Genomic DNA, 15,625 nt, shown 5'->3' with positions numbered 1-15,625 from the left:
GTGTGCGGATTTTATCTGTATATCACAGCGGAATTATAGATAATTCCCTTCACGCTCAGGTTGATAGAGCACTTTAATGATTTTGACTTTCATGGTATGACCATCAGGCTGCGGCCATTCTATTTCCTGCCCTTCAGCCAAACCTAAAATGGCAGCGCCCACTGGAGCCAAAACATTGACTTGACCTTTATCGCCACGAAAATCATGTGGATAGACCAGTGTAATTTCGGTTGCTTCTGTCGCAGGTGCAATGTTAATGAGAACTTTGGCATTCATACTCACCACATTGGCAGGGACATCTTGTGGAGCAACCACTTCAGCGCGCGCCATCTCATCTTCCAAATGCTCCATCGTCGGCGTCAACTTAGACTGATGCTCCAACATGGTTTCTAAGCGATGTAAATCTTGTTCTGAAAGAATAATATTGGGTTTTTTCATATAAAGTTCCTTTGCGACCTTGCCAACAGATCTATAGCGATGGGCAAATTTTTTGTTATCTCTTATTCCGTTATATCAGAAATATAAATGTTTAGATAACTTTTGAATTTTTCTGATGACATAAAAAAAGCCCCCTTGAGGGGGCTTTTCTCAAGTCTGTTTTATTTTGCGTAAACTGGGAATTTAGCGCAAACAGCAGCAACTTTTTCTTTCACTGCAGCAATTACAGCTTCGTCACCTTTGCTGTCTAGAACGTCAGCGATCCAGCCTGCAAGGTCACGTACTTCAGCTTCGCCAAAACCACGTGTTGTTACCGCAGGTGTACCGATACGGATACCAGAAGTCACGAATGGAGAACGTGGGTCGTTTGGTACTGAGTTTTTGTTCACAGTAATGTGAGCAGCACCTAACCAAGCATCTGCTTCTTTACCAGTAATGTCTTGTTTAATTAAAGATAATAAGAACAAATGGTTCTTAGTACCGCCAGAAACAACATCATAACCACGTTCGATTAGAACTTCAGCCATTGCTTGCGCATTCTTAACAACTTGTTGTTGGTAAGCTTTATATTCAGGCGCCATTGCTTCTTTGAAGCAGATCGCTTTAGCCGCTATAGCGTGAACTAAAGGACCACCTTGGTTACCTGGGAATACAGCTGATTGTAATTTTTTCTCGATTTCTTCGTTTGCTTTCGCAAGGATTAAACCAGAACGTGGACCACGAAGTGTTTTATGAGTAGTCGTTGTTGTTACGTCAGCAATTTGTACTGGGCTTGGGTAAACGCCAGCAGCAACTAGACCAGCTACGTGAGCCATATCTACGAATAAGTAAGCACCAACTTTGTCCGCGATATCTCGGAAACGTTGCCAATCAACAACTTGGCTATACGCAGAGAAACCAGCCACGATCATTTTTGGCTTGTGTTCTTCAGCTAAACGTTCAACTTCTTCATAGTCGATTTCGCCAGTTTCTGGGTTCAAACCGTATTGAATTGCGTTGTAAGTTTTACCAGAGAAACTAACTTTAGCACCGTGAGTCAAGTGACCACCGTGAGCCAAGCTCATACCTAAAACTGTATCGCCTGGGTTAAGTAGCGCAAGGTAAACTGCAGAGTTTGCTTGTGAGCCAGCGTGTGGTTGAACATTTGCATAATCAGCACCAAACAATTCTTTAGCACGGTCAATGGCCAATTGTTCGATCACGTCTACATACTCGCAACCGCCATAGTAGCGTTTACCAGGGTAGCCTTCTGCATATTTGTTAGTAAGTTTTGAACCTTGAGCTTCCATTACTGCAGGTGAACAGTAGTTTTCTGAAGCGATTAACTCAATGTGCGCTTCTTGGCGAGCATCTTCATTCGAGATCGCTTGAGCTAATTCAGGGTCAAATTGAGCAATAGAGGTGTTGGCAAACATTAGCGAGGTCCTATTAAATTAGGGCTTTTAAGCCGTGCTAAGATTGGCGCGTATTGTAGCATGAAGTTTTAGAAATAAGAGAGGGAAGTTTGTGCTGTTTTTAAATAAATAATGCCCGTGTTGAATCTGCACGAGCACTATTTAAGTCAAATCAACTTATTGATTTGGCATGAGAGTCTCTACATCTTGCACAAAATTTGCCAGATTATCGGTATAAATACTGATATGATCTGCTGTCGCTTGCTCACGGTAGTCAATCGATGTTCCCGGCTTAGCAAGGCTAATCATAAATTTAGTCGCATCTGCTGGAATGGTCTGATCGGCTTTACCTTGATAAATGATGATCGGCGTTTTCACCGCTGTCGTTAAAGGCTGTGAACCTTCACTCATAAAGTTTTGGATTGGCTTTAAAGTTAAGAAATCAGACTGCATGCGTCCATAGTTATCCAAAGTCGTGTTCTGACTCGCATAACTGAGCATGTCATCTTGAATTAACTTGGTTAACTCACCTGAACACACTGTTTCAGCCTGAGGTGCAATCGCAGCCAAATGTCCACTAAATACTTTTGAATAATCCACACTGTTTTTATGCCCTTGCATACCCGCAATAATCTGCGCAGTAAAACTGTCTAAAGGTGCATAAATCATACTTTGCACAGTTGCAGGTTTACCTTCCGCTAACTTCTCGCCTGCGTCAAGAATGAGCGCAAGATTATTTGCAGGTGCTATGGCAATCGTTCCCTTATAGTTTAAGTCAGCACGCGATGCGAATTCAGCTGCACCTAACACGGCTTGACCACCTTGAGAATGCCCGATTGACACCCAATCCTTCGACACCGTTTTACCTTGGCTGGTTAAATAACTTCGAGCAGCGACAACGGCATCGGTAATCGAAAAGGCTTCACTTTTTAGATTCAGATAAGGATGGTTTTCACGTCCACTAGGTTCCCCTAATCCTTCATAATCGGGTGCCACAACGACATAACCCTTTGCCAATAACATTTGCAATAAATATTCAGTGCCTTGCAAACCTTGTCGGCTCGGAGCGCATTTATCAGCCACACCGGTCGTTCCATGTGCCCAAGCCACAATTTTCCAACCACCTGCCGGAGCAACAGTTTTTGGGGTAAAGACTAAGGCTGTGGCTTGAACAACTTTGCCATCTACTCCTAGCATTTTATAGGTCATCAAACGGCTGTCTGCACTCACAGCAGACATATTGTCTTGACTATAGGCGGTTGTAGTTACCACTGGATTTTTGATCTGATTGAGATCAGCGTTTGTTTCAGGATTACTAAATTGTTGGTCATTACTATCATTACCGCAGGCTGCTAAAAATAGCGCACTGCTGACTAAAACCGTTAAACGCAGCATTTTCATTCCATGATCATTTTGTTTGTTGTTTTAAAGTCAATTTTTCATTGAATATGAATCATTAAATACATGGAACAAACTTTTGTTCAAGCCTAATTTTTAAGCAACTACTCTTATTTTAATATACTAAAATAACCTTGAATTAACACTTTGTTTTAACTTGATATTAATCAACAGTATCCGAATACATCAGCCACCCCGATCTCAGAAAAATGGCTGAACTTATATTTCTGATCATTGGATACAGATTGGGCTATTTTTCGGAGGTTAAAGCAAAATGTAAAATCAACAAAAATGCTGTACCCCCTGCCAACTACACAAACATATGCACAAAAGTAAAGCCGAAAAACCACCATGCCATTGATCGTGAACATACTCTAGTGCTTAATCCACTTAGCGACATTTTTGGATATCAAGATGGACAAAAGCCTTTAAAACAAGTCGATTTAGAAGATGGTTTAGCTTTATCCCGCTGTAAAGGTTTTATTTCGGCAGATGCGATAAAAGCAGATTATTTAAACACTGCGCAGCCATCTTCATAATATTCCTACAAATAATCACAGCATGGGTTTGTCAGTGTGGATGTGATCATGTACATTCATAAACATTATTCAACATGCTGGAACTGGACATGCAAGCCATCATTCTCGACACAGAAACCCATACACTAAATGGACAACCCATCGAGATTGCCTATGCTCCAATTCAGGTGGCAGATGCCAAAATTACCCTAGATAAATCTAAAATTTTTGATCAACTTTATCGTTGTGATGAAGCGATTTCTTTTGCAGCAATGGCTGTACATCATATTTTAGAATCAGATCTTGAAGGTCAGCCCCACTACAGTAGTTTTGAACTCCCATCAGAGACGACATATATCATTGGGCATAATATTGACTATGATATTCGCGCGCTTGAAAAATGCGGTGTAGATGGTTCAAAAATCAAAGCCATTTGTACCCTTGCCCTTGCTCGTCGTGTTTGGCCTGATGCAGAAGCGCATAATATTTCTGCCTTGATTTATATGATCACCAAAGGCAGTGAAAAAGCACGTGAAATGATCCGTAAAGCTCACCGCGCAGATATGGATATTATTTTAACTGCCAATATTTTGATGCATATCGTCCATCACTTAAAAATCAACAGCATCGAAGAACTATTTGAAGCTTCGGAAGATGCACGCATTCCACGCAGTATTAATTTTGGTAAACACCGTGGTACCGCAATTGCAGAATTACCTGCGGACTATGTGCAATGGCTATTACGTCAAGATGACTTAGACTCGTACTTACGTAAAGCTTTAGAAAACTCTGCTGTCATTACTTTATAAATCATTGATTATTTAATATTTTCTTAATATTACTGTCATTATCACTGCATAGGATTGCCTTAATTCTTTTGAGCTATGGAATTAAGGCATGTTCAACTATCAAAAAACTGAGCTGGGTTTTCAAACATTAAAAGACCGACAGCTCGCATTAAATGCTAGACAACGTCGTCTGCTACTCTTAATTGGTACTGATGACTTTAACCAAATGCCTGTGCATTATCAGCAGCGCATTGCTGAAGCGACATTGCTCGAGCAACTGATGGAACTCGAGCTGATTCAGCCGATTACAGCACATGATCATCAACGCCTTCAAAGCTCCGATTTTTCTGCTTTTAATCCTCCTAAAATAGCGCCTAGCAATACGTCCGATCTCAATACCTTTAGCCCTGCATCCGATCTCACAGCGCAAAAAAATGTGACTTTTAATGAACATTCAATGCCTACGATGGAAGTTCCTCAGACTCAGACACAGTACGCACTGACGCCCCCCCTACCAATGGATGCGATGAGCTCTACACCCCATCAATTCAAACAAGCCACACCTAAAACTACGACAACGAACAATCCAGTATTGCCAGAAAAAACCGTTGATTTCATCGAGCATGATTTTGATGAGTTACAGAGCTTTATGTGCAGTTACTTACAGCGCTATTGTGGGCTGATGGCAAAAAAATTAATTCTTAATATTCAACAGGCCACAGATATTGCAGAATTAAAAGCCTGTCAGATGCAATGGATCACCTGTCTAAATGAATCCAATATTCAACCTAAACTCTTACAACATGCATTACAGCAAATAAATTACAGTTTAAAAAATCTGCAACAACTGGTTTAACTTAGAGACTTTTCCTCACTTCTCATTCAAAAAACAACTTAATGAGGTGAGTTATTTTCCCCATATATCAATATAAGAAATTGAATTTCATTAATTTTATATATTCACTTATTTCTTTTATGGTTTTAACCACTGTTTTATACGACCTTCCCCTAATGTCAATCAACAGTAAAAAATCGCAAGAATAAAACCGACCTCCTAGCGTTTGAGCATGTCAATGTCACAACAGTTTTGTTTAGAATTTGATTCTTTCGATAATCCTATGCAACTCAGCAAAATTGGCAATTGGGTATTTACCTTCTTAACCTCACAAGACGAATTGCCTAATGTTCAATTGGCCATTACCTATGTCATGCCACGAAAAATTAGTGATGAATTACAACCTCGACGGGTGGTCATTCAAAATACAGCCATTGAAACAATTTGGCGTATAGAACAAGTTGAATGCTTCAACAGCCAAACGAACCAAGAACTCACCTTTACAGCAGCGGAACCTCAAGCTCAATTGGTTTTAAACAGTATCATTGAAGAATTTGCCCGTTATGATGTCCCATTGCTATTCAAGCCGCTTTAATTTAAAGCGAATTCCAACTTATTTTTCATAAAGATTTAAGCTGTCTCAATGATTTAACCAAAGTTAGCTAGACAGACATTAAATGAAAAATAATCCATACAGATTAATGTTGCTCAATTCGTATACACTATTCCTGCTCAATAATTTTTGACCATGGATAATAAAAATGAACTTAGCCAATTATTCTAATGATCAGGCACTCATCCTTTTCAACCTATATAGCAGCATTGAACAATGTCTAGATGCGATTGGACATTTGCACCTTGGACCAAAACTGGTGCTGACCGACCATGATGTATCAAAAGATCATATGATCGTACAACGTTTTCAAGCTGGTGTTTTAACTCAAGAAATCCAAGTACGTAAACAAGACGTTGAACTGTCTTCTAGCAACCCGATGACACGCTATCAGTTACTGTCTTATATTTTGAATCAATTTAAAGCAGATCAAATAGCTTAAAGTTCTATCTCTAAAAAAAACTCACCATTAAGGTGAGTTTTTTATTCATTCAATTTAAGCTTCTAAAAGCTTGTAAATACTGTCCGATTTTTGACTTTCAAAAAGTAATTCGATACTGGGTAGGATGATTTCACCTGCAATAATGATATGTTCAATGCGATGAAACAGCGCTCTTGAATCTTCTTCTGAAGGATTACGCACCAAAGCTTGTGCTTCATAAACCTGACTAAATTGGTCCTTCACTTTAATATCGATCATCTGTGTCATAGTGACGTCTCTACTTGTTTTAATAATTGAATTTTTTATATCACACCTTTACGCAACAACCTGCTTTGTAAATGTTAGATTTCATGGCAATGTAAACTTATTTTACTTTAGTAAATATATATCAATAACATAGATTGACTATTTAATTATTGTTTGACAAAAACACTATATTTTCACATTTTGAAAGACATTAAAAAGCCCGCATTGCTGCGGGCTCTATGTTGGAAGGCTAGTGCTGATTTCTTGTCTGTAATATTCAAAAACATCTTAAATATTACTAAACTCAACGAGCTGTCATTGATCCGTCCAACCTATTAGTAGCGTCTTGCTTATGACCTACTGTGATTTAAATATAGCACTTTTTTATCCCTTGCCAAGGGGTCGTGACACTTCTAAACATTTGATCAAATAAAATACAATTGATATTTTTTCAAAATAAGCGATCATAGCTCTGCCCACTGATTGGGAGTGTTGTGAATAACTCAGCCATTAAATAAAATTCAATAATATCAATAAACCATTATTCTTTTTTCTTACTTTCAATTCAGCCTGTAAATACGCTGACATCAATACTTGACTTAATGCTATGCCTGAAATTCATTTCTGACATTATTAAAAACACTGGTATGTAATGACTACCATCTCCAATTTAAATCTAAGATAAAAAAAGCCCCTGTATCACTACAGGGGCTTTTTTGAATTTGGCGGAAGCGGTGAGATTCGAACTCACGGAGGACTCGCGCCCTCGTCGGTTTTCAAGACCGGTGCATTAAACCGCTCTGCCACGCTTCCATGTGCGCCATAATACGGAGGTTTTATTCATCTGACAAGTAAAAATTACAACAAAACCTTTCAAATGAATATTGTTTCGCCAAATCCTTAAAGTTTAGCCGCGAGCTCCGCACCTTCACGTATTGCGCGTTTCGCATCTAACTCTGCTGCTAGTTTTGCACCACCAATAATATGGTAATTGGCAAGGGTTTTCTCACCCTGTTCGGGCATCAAATGCTTTACCGATTCCTGACCTGCACAAACAACGATCGTATCTACACGTAATAATTGATCATGCCCTGCATGTTCAACCCAAAGCCCTTCATCACTAATGGCTTTGTATTGAACACCACGCAGCATACGAACCGCATTTTTCTTTAATTGTGCACGGTGTACCCAGCCTGATGTTTTACCTAACCCTGCACCGAGTGCAGTTGTTTTACGTTGTAATAAATAAATTTCTCGAACAGGAGGTTCGAGCTCAGCAGCCTGCATACCGCCTTCTGTTACATAGTTTGGATTTGGATCAACACCCCACTCCCGCTGCCAATCCGCTAAAGGCATTGGTTGTGGCTGATGTGGTGGTTTGAGTAAAAATTCAGATACATCAAAGCCAATGCCGCCTGCACCAATCACAGCAACTTTATTCCCCACAGCTGCGCCCTTCAGCACTTCTGCATAAGACAAGACATTCGGTGCATCACTACCTTCAATTTTTAAGCTGCGAGGAACCACACCAGTTGCAATAACAACTTCCTCAAACCCTTCACGTTCAAGTTGCTCACGGTTTACACGCGTGTTTAAACGCAAATCAACACCCGTTTTTTCGATTTGAACTTTAAAGTAGCGAATCGTTTCGTGAAATTCTTCTTTACCGGGAACGACTTTTGCCAAGTTAAATTGACCACCCACCTCTGCACCAGCTTCAAATAAAGTCACGGCATGACCTCGGCTTGCCGCTACCGTTGCAGCAGACATACCTGCCACGCCACCACCGACGACTGCAATACGCTTCGGTTTTTTGGTTTTTAAATAAACCAATTCTGTTTCATATGCCGCTCGTGGATTGACCAAACACGTCGCACGCTGATTTTTAAAAGTATGATCTAAACAGGCTTGGTTACAGGCAATACACGTATTAATTTCATCGACACGGTTGGTCGCCGTTTTATTTACCCAAAATGGATCTGCCAAGAATGGACGCGCCATTTGCACCATATCTGCCTTGCCTGAAGCTAAAATTTCTTCAGCTGTATCTGGCATATTGATACGGTTGGACGCAATGACAGGAATCGCAACATGTTTTTTGACTTCAGCGGTATAGTCCACAAACGCTGCGCGAGGCACTGAGGTCACAATTGTCGGAATACGTGCTTCATGCCAGCCAATCCCCGTGTTCAGCAACGTCACACCTGCTGCTTCCAATGCTTTAGCAACAGTAATGACTTCTGCCATGGTGTTCCCATCATGAACCAAATCAAGCAATGACAAACGGAAGCAGATAATAAATTTCTCACCCACTTCAGCACGTATTGATTTCACAATATCAACCGCAAGGCGCATACGATTTTCAATTTCACCGCCCCAACGGTCTGTCCGTTGGTTGACATGACGGCTTAAAAACTGATTCAACAAGTAGCCTTCTGAACCCATAATTTCAACACCATCATAGCCGGCCTTATGTGCAAGACTTGCCGTTTTGACATAATCATCAATGGTTGAAAGAATTTGTTTGTCCGTTAATTGACGCGGTTTAAACGGTGAAATCGGAGATTTAATCGGACTTGCTGACACTGCAAAAGGCTGATAGCCATAACGCCCAGCATGCAAGATTTGCATTAAAATTTTGGCGCCATGTTTATGTACGGCATGGGTCACCAAGCGATGCGGAGCGATATCACCTAACGTATTCATGGTACCGCCAGCAGGTAACAGCCAACCTTGACGGTTTGGCGAAATACCGCCTGTAATAATCAGGCCGACACCACCTTTCGCACGCTCACCAAAATAAGCTGCAAGCTTAGGATAATTATAAAAACGATCTTCCAGCCCACTATGCATGGACCCCATCACGACACGGTTTTTAATCGTGGTAAAACCCAAATGTAAAGGCTTTAAAATATTTGCATAGCTAGTCGTTGTCATGCTGAATCCTTATTTTGGCTTTGCAACTTGTTGCATAACACTTTAGCGTTTTTTTTATATTTTGGGATGACAATTTAGAAAATATTCTTCGCCTTTATGGTCAATACCGTGTTACGCATAAATTATTCACTCATAAAAAAGCCGTGAACTTTCACATCACGGCATGTTGTTTTTAAAAGCATTATTTCCAATGTTTCAGCTTGCTGGTTTGTCCAATCCCGACATTAAAACTATTAGTCGGATCCAGTTTTTGATAATGATTTTTTAATGCAGGCTTAGCCACATATAAATGTCCAACATTGTGTTCCGCAGGATATTCAGCACCACGATCATCGAGTAAATGCCACATTGCATGTTCCATTGCCAAAGGATCTACACCTTTTTTCACAATATAATCTTGATGAAAAACATGACAGAGAAAATGTCCATAATAGAGTTTATGGATAATTTGCTCATCCATGGCGTTCGGCAAAGTTTCCACCCATTCACGATCATTGCGACGTAATGCAATATCCAATGCAACAATGTCTTCCACTTCTGAACGATGCGTATCACGATAACGAATGGCAGCTCCTGCCACCGCAAAACGATGTAAAAATGCCTTACGACCTTCTTCATCCGTACATTTAAAATAATTGCCTGAGGTTTTATCTAAAAAATACGTTTTCAAATACGCATCAACTTGATCAACATCCTGATTTTCAATACGAATCATCAAATGATGTTCATATAAATCACGAAATTCATTCATACGTTTTGGCAAATGATTCGGCAAAAATTTAGTCACCAGCTGCAAGACTTTATCCGACAAACCTCGCAAGCCCAGTTTTTCTAAATAGCCATCGACTTTATCTTTCATGGCAAAAGCAGCAGGAACTTTTGCAGTGCCAAATTTTTCAATAAATACAAAAGAATCTTTGCCATATTCAGCCCCAATATCGTATGCCATGCGATGAATGTACTCACCCGCAATCGGGAGGCGTGCAAGATCTTTTAATAGAAAACGACGAATTTCTGTTAAATCATCTTGCGAATTGGTTCCCACATAAAACACCTGACTAGGAATTTTTTCAAAGGTATCTAAACGTACGGCAAAGACGCAGACTTTACCCGCTGAACCTGATGCTTCAAATAGTCGACTCGGATCTGCATTAAAACGTGCAGGTGTATTTTCATCGACTTGTTTAACATCATGTGAGTAGCGTTGATCTGATGCACAGCAACTAGAATTATTCACAATGTCATTGATTTGATAATTTTTATTTTCCAGCGCTGTGAGGATTTCTTCAGGCGTATTGCCAAGATTGACACCTAGATGATTGACCAACTCTAACTCACCTGACTCATTCACTTGTGCATACAGTGCAAGCTCTGTATAGGCAGGACCGCGGCGTACCAAAGCACCCCCTGAGTTATTGCATACACCGCCCAAAACCGATGCCCCAATACACGAAGAACCAATCACCGAATGAGGTTCACGATTATATGGCAGCAAATCTTTTTCAAGTTTGTCTAATGTCGCACCCGGTAGACAAATCACTTGCTTGCCTTCATTAATCACTTGGATGCCAACCAAACGACGTGTACTTATCAGCACCACAGGACGGTCATAGTCATCACCAAACGGCGTTGAACCACCTGTCAGACCTGTATTGGCGGCTTGCATAATCACAATACAATTTGCATCCACAGCCGCTTGCAGCACTTGCCATTGCTCAAGCAAAGAGCCCGGTGTAACCACAGCCAATACTTTTCCTGCACCGTAACGGCGACCTTGGCGGTATAAACGTGTGTCTTTATCTTCAGTTAAAACGTGTTGCTTACCGACGATGTTGATAAAGTTTTGAATGGTTTGTGATGATTGACTTTGCATGCTCGTAGAATTTTCCATTTTCATTATTTTCTCTCCTCGCTAAAGAGGAATTGCATTGTTATGCAATAAAAAATATTGATTTAAATAATTTAAACAACGTAGGTTTATTTGCACATATCAAAAGTTTTTAGTCATTGTTATTAAAATCTATAATGAATATCCCTTCTCCCTTTGGGATGAGTAGCAATGCTACACAAGAGGGTTAGGAGAATTAATTAATCAATAAATACCTCTCCCTAACCCTCTCCTACAAGGAGAGGGAACTTTCATTTTTTAATTTTTTTTGATAACGAATAACTTTCCCAAGAGATCTATTCAAAAAATCACCCAGCCAACTCTTTCTCTAACTTCACCAAACAATCAGATGTAATATCCGCAATGGTTTTTGCACCTGTTAACGTCATCGCAACACGCATTTCTTTATCAATCAGTTCTAAAAGATTGGAAACACCTTCACCACCTGCTGCACCGAGCGCATAAACAAAGGCACGACCGAGCATACAGGTATCCGCACCCAAAGCCAGCATACGCACCACATCTAAACCATTTCGAATACCAGAGTCCGCAAGGATTTTAATATCGCCTTTTACTGCATCTGCAATTGGCGGTAATGCACGCGCTGATGATAAAACCCCATCGAGCTGACGACCACCATGGTTTGACACCACGATGCCATCTGCACCAAAACGCACAGCATCTTTGGCATCTTCAGGGTCAAGTATGCCTTTAATAACCATCGGGCCATCCCAAAATTCACGAATCCACTCAAGGTCTTTCCATGAAATCGATGGGTCAAAGTTATTCCCCAACCAGCCGATATAATCTTCTAGACCTGTTGGTTTGCCCAAGTATTTAGAAATATTCCCTAAGTCATGCGGACGACCTAATAAACCCACATTCCACGCCCAATGTGGGTGGAAACACGACTGCATATAACGGCGCATTGCTGCATTTGGGCCACTCATCCCTGAGTGCGCATCACGGTAACGCGCGCCCGGAACAGGCATATCCACGGTAAACACCAAAGTTGAACAGCCAGCTGCTTTGGCACGTTCTAAGGCATTTTTCATAAAGCCACGGTCACGTAGCACATACAACTGAAACCACATGGGACGCTGAATCGCTGGCGCCACTTCTTCAATTGGACAAACTGAAACGGTAGACAGCGTAAATGGAATGCCCTTTTTATCTGCGGCAACGGCTGCTTGAACTTCGCCGCGGCGTGCATACATCCCTGTTAAACCCACAGGTGATAAAGCCACAGGCATCGATAAAGTTTCATTAAACAGTTGGGTTTCTAGACTCAGCTGTGACATGTCATTCAACACACGTTGACGCAACGCTATTTTTGATAAATCTTCTACATTACGCTTTAAGGTATATTCGGCATACGCCCCGCCATCAATGTAATGAAATAAAAATGGCGGTAAACGACGACGTGCCGCTTCACGGTAGTCATTGGCAGAAGAAATAATCATGCTTATATCCTGTTTAATCGACTGGCACGCTGACGTCGAGCTTCTTCTTCATCAATCATACGCACCTGTTGTACTACAAACTCAATGTGTCCACAGACTGCTTTACGTGCAGCTTCAGGATCACGACGTTCAATTGCATTCATGACTTGAAAGTGCTGATCATGCAATTGATCAAATCGGTGTGCTTCGCTATAAACTTTTCGACGACCTAAAACGACATTAAATTGCAACAGATCAAATAGACCACGCATCATCTGAATCAACACTAAATTATGTGATGCTTCAGCAATTGCTAAATGAAATTTGGCATCTGCACGCGCTGCTTCAGCGTCATTGCCTAAAGCCTGAAAATGATTGATCTGATCATAATAATGTCGGATATGTGCCAAGTCCTCTGCTGTAGCACGTTGTGCCGCATACCATGCGGTACCACCTTCTAAAATAATGCGCGACTCTTGCACATCAAAACGGTAGGCAGGGTCTTCACTAATCAAACTGCTGATGGGCTGCACAATTTGATAACTCGACCAAGTCGCAGGTAATTGCTTTAAAAACGTCCCCGCACCCACTTTACTGACCAACACGCCCATGCTGGTCAATTGAGAAATCGCTTCGCGTAAAGAGGTGCGTGAGACGCCAAGTTGTTCACACAGTTTCCGTTCAGCAGGCAGACGATCTCCAACTTGCATATTGCTTTCTTCAATCAATACACGAAGACTTTGAACAGTTTTATCAGAGACTTTCATCTGCTTTCCTTAACGTTGTTACACAATGCGTGTTATGGAATCATCCAAGGGAACACATAAGCTTGTAGGGTGATTAAAATCCCCATCATGATTGTGAACGTTATACTGTGTTTTACGGTAAAACGGAATAAATCCGACTCTTTACCCACCAAACCAACTGCTGCACATGCAATTGCAATTGACTGAGGTGAAATCATTTTTCCAGTCACACCACCACTGGTATTGGCAGCAACGAGTAATACTTCTGGTACTCCAATTTGCTGTGCAGTGGTTGCCTGTAATGCTGCAAATAGTGCATTGGCGGACGTATCTGACCCTGTGAGGAATACACCAAGCCATCCTAAAAATGGCGAGAAGAAAGTAAAGGCTTGGCCTGTATGCGCAAGTGCTAATGCCAATGTTGCCGACATCCCTGAATAGTTGGCGATAAATGCAAAAGCCAAGACCATCCCAATCGAATAAATTGGAATTTTTAATTCATTAATGGTTTCACCAAAGGTCACAATCGCGTCTTTAGGCTTCATTTTTAAGAAAATAATGGTAATGATCGCAGCAATGACAATTGCCGTACCTGTTGCCGAAAACCAATCAAATTTATAGATGGCATCGTAGTCCTTCATTTCAGGTACGACAGGTGGCATCTTTTGAACCAATTGATGTAAAAATGGCACTTTGATCGAAATAACTAAATCATGTAAGGCACCGTCTTTAGTAAATAAATCCTTAAAGGGTTTAATACTCCAGATCGTGACCATCACCGTTAAGATCGCAAATGGCGACCACGCTTTTGCAATTTGACCCAAGCTATATTTTTGCTGTTTTTGTGCAGCAACATCTTCACTCATCGCCGCATCTTGATCTGCAAAGCGGAAAATATGTTTAGGCTGCCAATATTTAAATAAAATCGTTAATGACACTAAAGACGCAATCGCCGCAGTAATATCTGGTAATTCAGGACCGACAAAGTTCGACGTTAGGTACTGTGCAATCGCAAAGCTACTCGCGCCAACCACAACTGCAGGCCAAGTTTCCTTCACACCGCGCCAACCATCCATAATCGCCATAATCCAAAACAGTACAATCGGTACCATAAATGGCAACTGTCGACCAACCATCTGACTGATTTCCATCGTATCAACACCAGACACTTGCCCAGCAACGATAATTGGAATACCCATCGCACCAAAAGCCACTGGCGCTGTATTTACGATCAGACAAAGACCTGCCGCATATAAAGGCTTAAAGCCTAAACCTACCAATAGTGCTGCGGTAATCGCCACAGGGGCACCAAAACCCGCCGCACCTTCTAGGAAAGTACCGAAAGCAAAGCCAACTAACAGCATCTGTAATCGTTGATCTTCAGTAATGGAAAGAATCGAAGAACGGATGATGTCAAACTGCCCTGTTTTGACTGAGATTTTATACAGGAACACCGCACCAATAATGATCCATGCTATCGGCCATAAACCGTAGAAAAAACCGTAGACCATCGAAGCCAATGCCATAAGCGCAGGCATGTCATAGGCAAATAAAGACACCAAAAGTGCCAGTACAACGGTGATCGTACCTGCCACACTGCCTTTTAAACGAAATACAGCAAGCGCCAAGAAAAAAAAGATAATCGGAATGAGCGCAATTAAACTTGATATCCATATATTCCCCATTGGGTCATATATTTGCTGCCATTGAAGCATTGTCATCTCCTTGAAATGCTTACTAAGATTTAATTATTGAGCAATATCAGCATGTAGTCTTTTTATCATTGGTATGACCAATATAAAAATCAAAGACATAAAAACTCATACTATTGCTGAAATACTCCGCAATTTTTAATTATTTCAACTCAATCATTCAAGCTTTTCTTGTTTTTGGTATGACCAATATGAAATACAAAAACATTATTTTTCCGTTTAAAAACC

Annotated in this window: 14 protein-coding genes and 1 tRNA gene; 5 read left to right on the top strand and 10 right to left on the bottom strand. The window is 40.9% G+C overall.

Annotated features, from left to right (window positions below):
• Window positions 1-33 precede the first annotated feature (33 nt).
• The 3 genes from rnk to FTT72_RS06100 all read right to left on the bottom strand — a co-directional run bounded on the left by rnk (window position 34) and on the right by FTT72_RS06100 (window position 3,233).
• A complete protein-coding gene (rnk, locus tag FTT72_RS06110; RefSeq protein ID WP_078192900.1) occupies window positions 34-438 on the bottom strand; it encodes a nucleoside diphosphate kinase regulator in 405 nt (134 codons plus the stop codon).
• A 161-nt stretch (window positions 439-599) separates the two neighbouring features.
• Window positions 600-1,853, bottom strand: a complete 1,254-nt coding sequence (gene glyA, locus FTT72_RS06105) for a serine hydroxymethyltransferase (RefSeq protein WP_180178039.1) — start codon at window positions 1,851-1,853, stop codon at window positions 600-602.
• Between the two features lie 156 nt (window positions 1,854-2,009).
• Window positions 2,010-3,233 (bottom strand): alpha/beta fold hydrolase, encoded by a 1,224-nt coding sequence (locus tag FTT72_RS06100; RefSeq protein ID WP_180041539.1) that lies wholly within the window; start codon window positions 3,231-3,233, stop codon window positions 2,010-2,012.
• A gap of 242 nt (window positions 3,234-3,475) precedes the next feature.
• Here FTT72_RS06100 and FTT72_RS06095 point away from each other — a divergent pair, with 242 nt between their 5' ends.
• From FTT72_RS06095 to FTT72_RS06075, 5 genes are all read left to right on the top strand, one after another.
• A complete protein-coding gene (locus FTT72_RS06095; protein WP_180041538.1) occupies window positions 3,476-3,769 on the top strand; it encodes a hypothetical protein in 294 nt (97 codons plus the stop codon).
• Window positions 3,770-3,858: 89 nt separating this feature from the next.
• On the top strand, window positions 3,859-4,557 hold the full coding sequence (locus FTT72_RS06090) for a DUF3820 family protein (protein ID WP_180178038.1): 699 nt from the start codon (window positions 3,859-3,861) through the stop codon (window positions 4,555-4,557).
• A gap of 88 nt (window positions 4,558-4,645) precedes the next feature.
• Entirely contained in the window at window positions 4,646-5,392 is a 747-nt protein-coding gene (locus FTT72_RS06085) for a hypothetical protein (RefSeq protein ID WP_180178037.1), read from the top strand.
• Window positions 5,393-5,609: 217 nt separating this feature from the next.
• Complete coding sequence (locus FTT72_RS06080; protein ID WP_180178036.1) at window positions 5,610-5,966, top strand: hypothetical protein; 357 nt, start codon at window positions 5,610-5,612, stop codon at window positions 5,964-5,966.
• Window positions 5,967-6,132: 166 nt separating this feature from the next.
• Complete coding sequence (locus FTT72_RS06075) at window positions 6,133-6,426, top strand: hypothetical protein (protein WP_180178035.1); 294 nt, start codon at window positions 6,133-6,135, stop codon at window positions 6,424-6,426.
• Between the two features lie 54 nt (window positions 6,427-6,480).
• Here FTT72_RS06075 and FTT72_RS06070 read toward each other — a convergent pair whose 3' ends face one another.
• The 7 genes from FTT72_RS06070 to lldP form a co-directional block, all read right to left on the bottom strand.
• Window positions 6,481-6,693, bottom strand: coding sequence for a hypothetical protein (locus FTT72_RS06070; protein WP_078189132.1), 213 nt, complete (start codon window positions 6,691-6,693; stop codon window positions 6,481-6,483).
• Window positions 6,694-7,395: 702 nt separating this feature from the next.
• Window positions 7,396-7,485: transfer RNA gene (locus FTT72_RS06065), tRNA-Ser, on the bottom strand.
• A gap of 87 nt (window positions 7,486-7,572) precedes the next feature.
• Complete coding sequence (locus FTT72_RS06060; RefSeq protein ID WP_180074327.1) at window positions 7,573-9,609, bottom strand: NADPH-dependent 2,4-dienoyl-CoA reductase; 2,037 nt, start codon at window positions 9,607-9,609, stop codon at window positions 7,573-7,575.
• Window positions 9,610-9,790: 181 nt separating this feature from the next.
• Complete coding sequence (gene dld, locus FTT72_RS06055; RefSeq protein ID WP_180178050.1) at window positions 9,791-11,482, bottom strand: D-lactate dehydrogenase; 1,692 nt, start codon at window positions 11,480-11,482, stop codon at window positions 9,791-9,793.
• A 323-nt stretch (window positions 11,483-11,805) separates the two neighbouring features.
• The gene (lldD, locus tag FTT72_RS06050) at window positions 11,806-12,960 is read right to left on the bottom strand and encodes an FMN-dependent L-lactate dehydrogenase LldD (RefSeq protein WP_078192909.1); all 1,155 of its coding nucleotides are present in this window, start codon (window positions 12,958-12,960) and stop codon (window positions 11,806-11,808) included.
• Between the two features lie 2 nt (window positions 12,961-12,962).
• The gene (gene lldR / locus FTT72_RS06045; protein WP_180178034.1) at window positions 12,963-13,706 is read right to left on the bottom strand and encodes a transcriptional regulator LldR; all 744 of its coding nucleotides are present in this window, start codon (window positions 13,704-13,706) and stop codon (window positions 12,963-12,965) included.
• A gap of 32 nt (window positions 13,707-13,738) precedes the next feature.
• Window positions 13,739-15,406 carry an L-lactate permease gene (lldP, locus tag FTT72_RS06040; RefSeq protein ID WP_180178033.1) on the bottom strand — a complete coding sequence of 556 codons (1,668 nt, stop codon included), beginning with the start codon at window positions 15,404-15,406 and terminating at the stop codon, window positions 13,739-13,741.
• Window positions 15,407-15,625: the final 219 nt, after the last annotated feature.

The organism is Acinetobacter sp. YH01005 (assembly GCF_013420465.1).
Lineage (GTDB): Bacteria > Pseudomonadota > Gammaproteobacteria > Pseudomonadales > Moraxellaceae > Acinetobacter > Acinetobacter amyesii.
The sequence above is the reverse complement of the archived record's forward strand: the minus strand, read 5'-3'. Positions and strand labels throughout refer to the sequence as shown.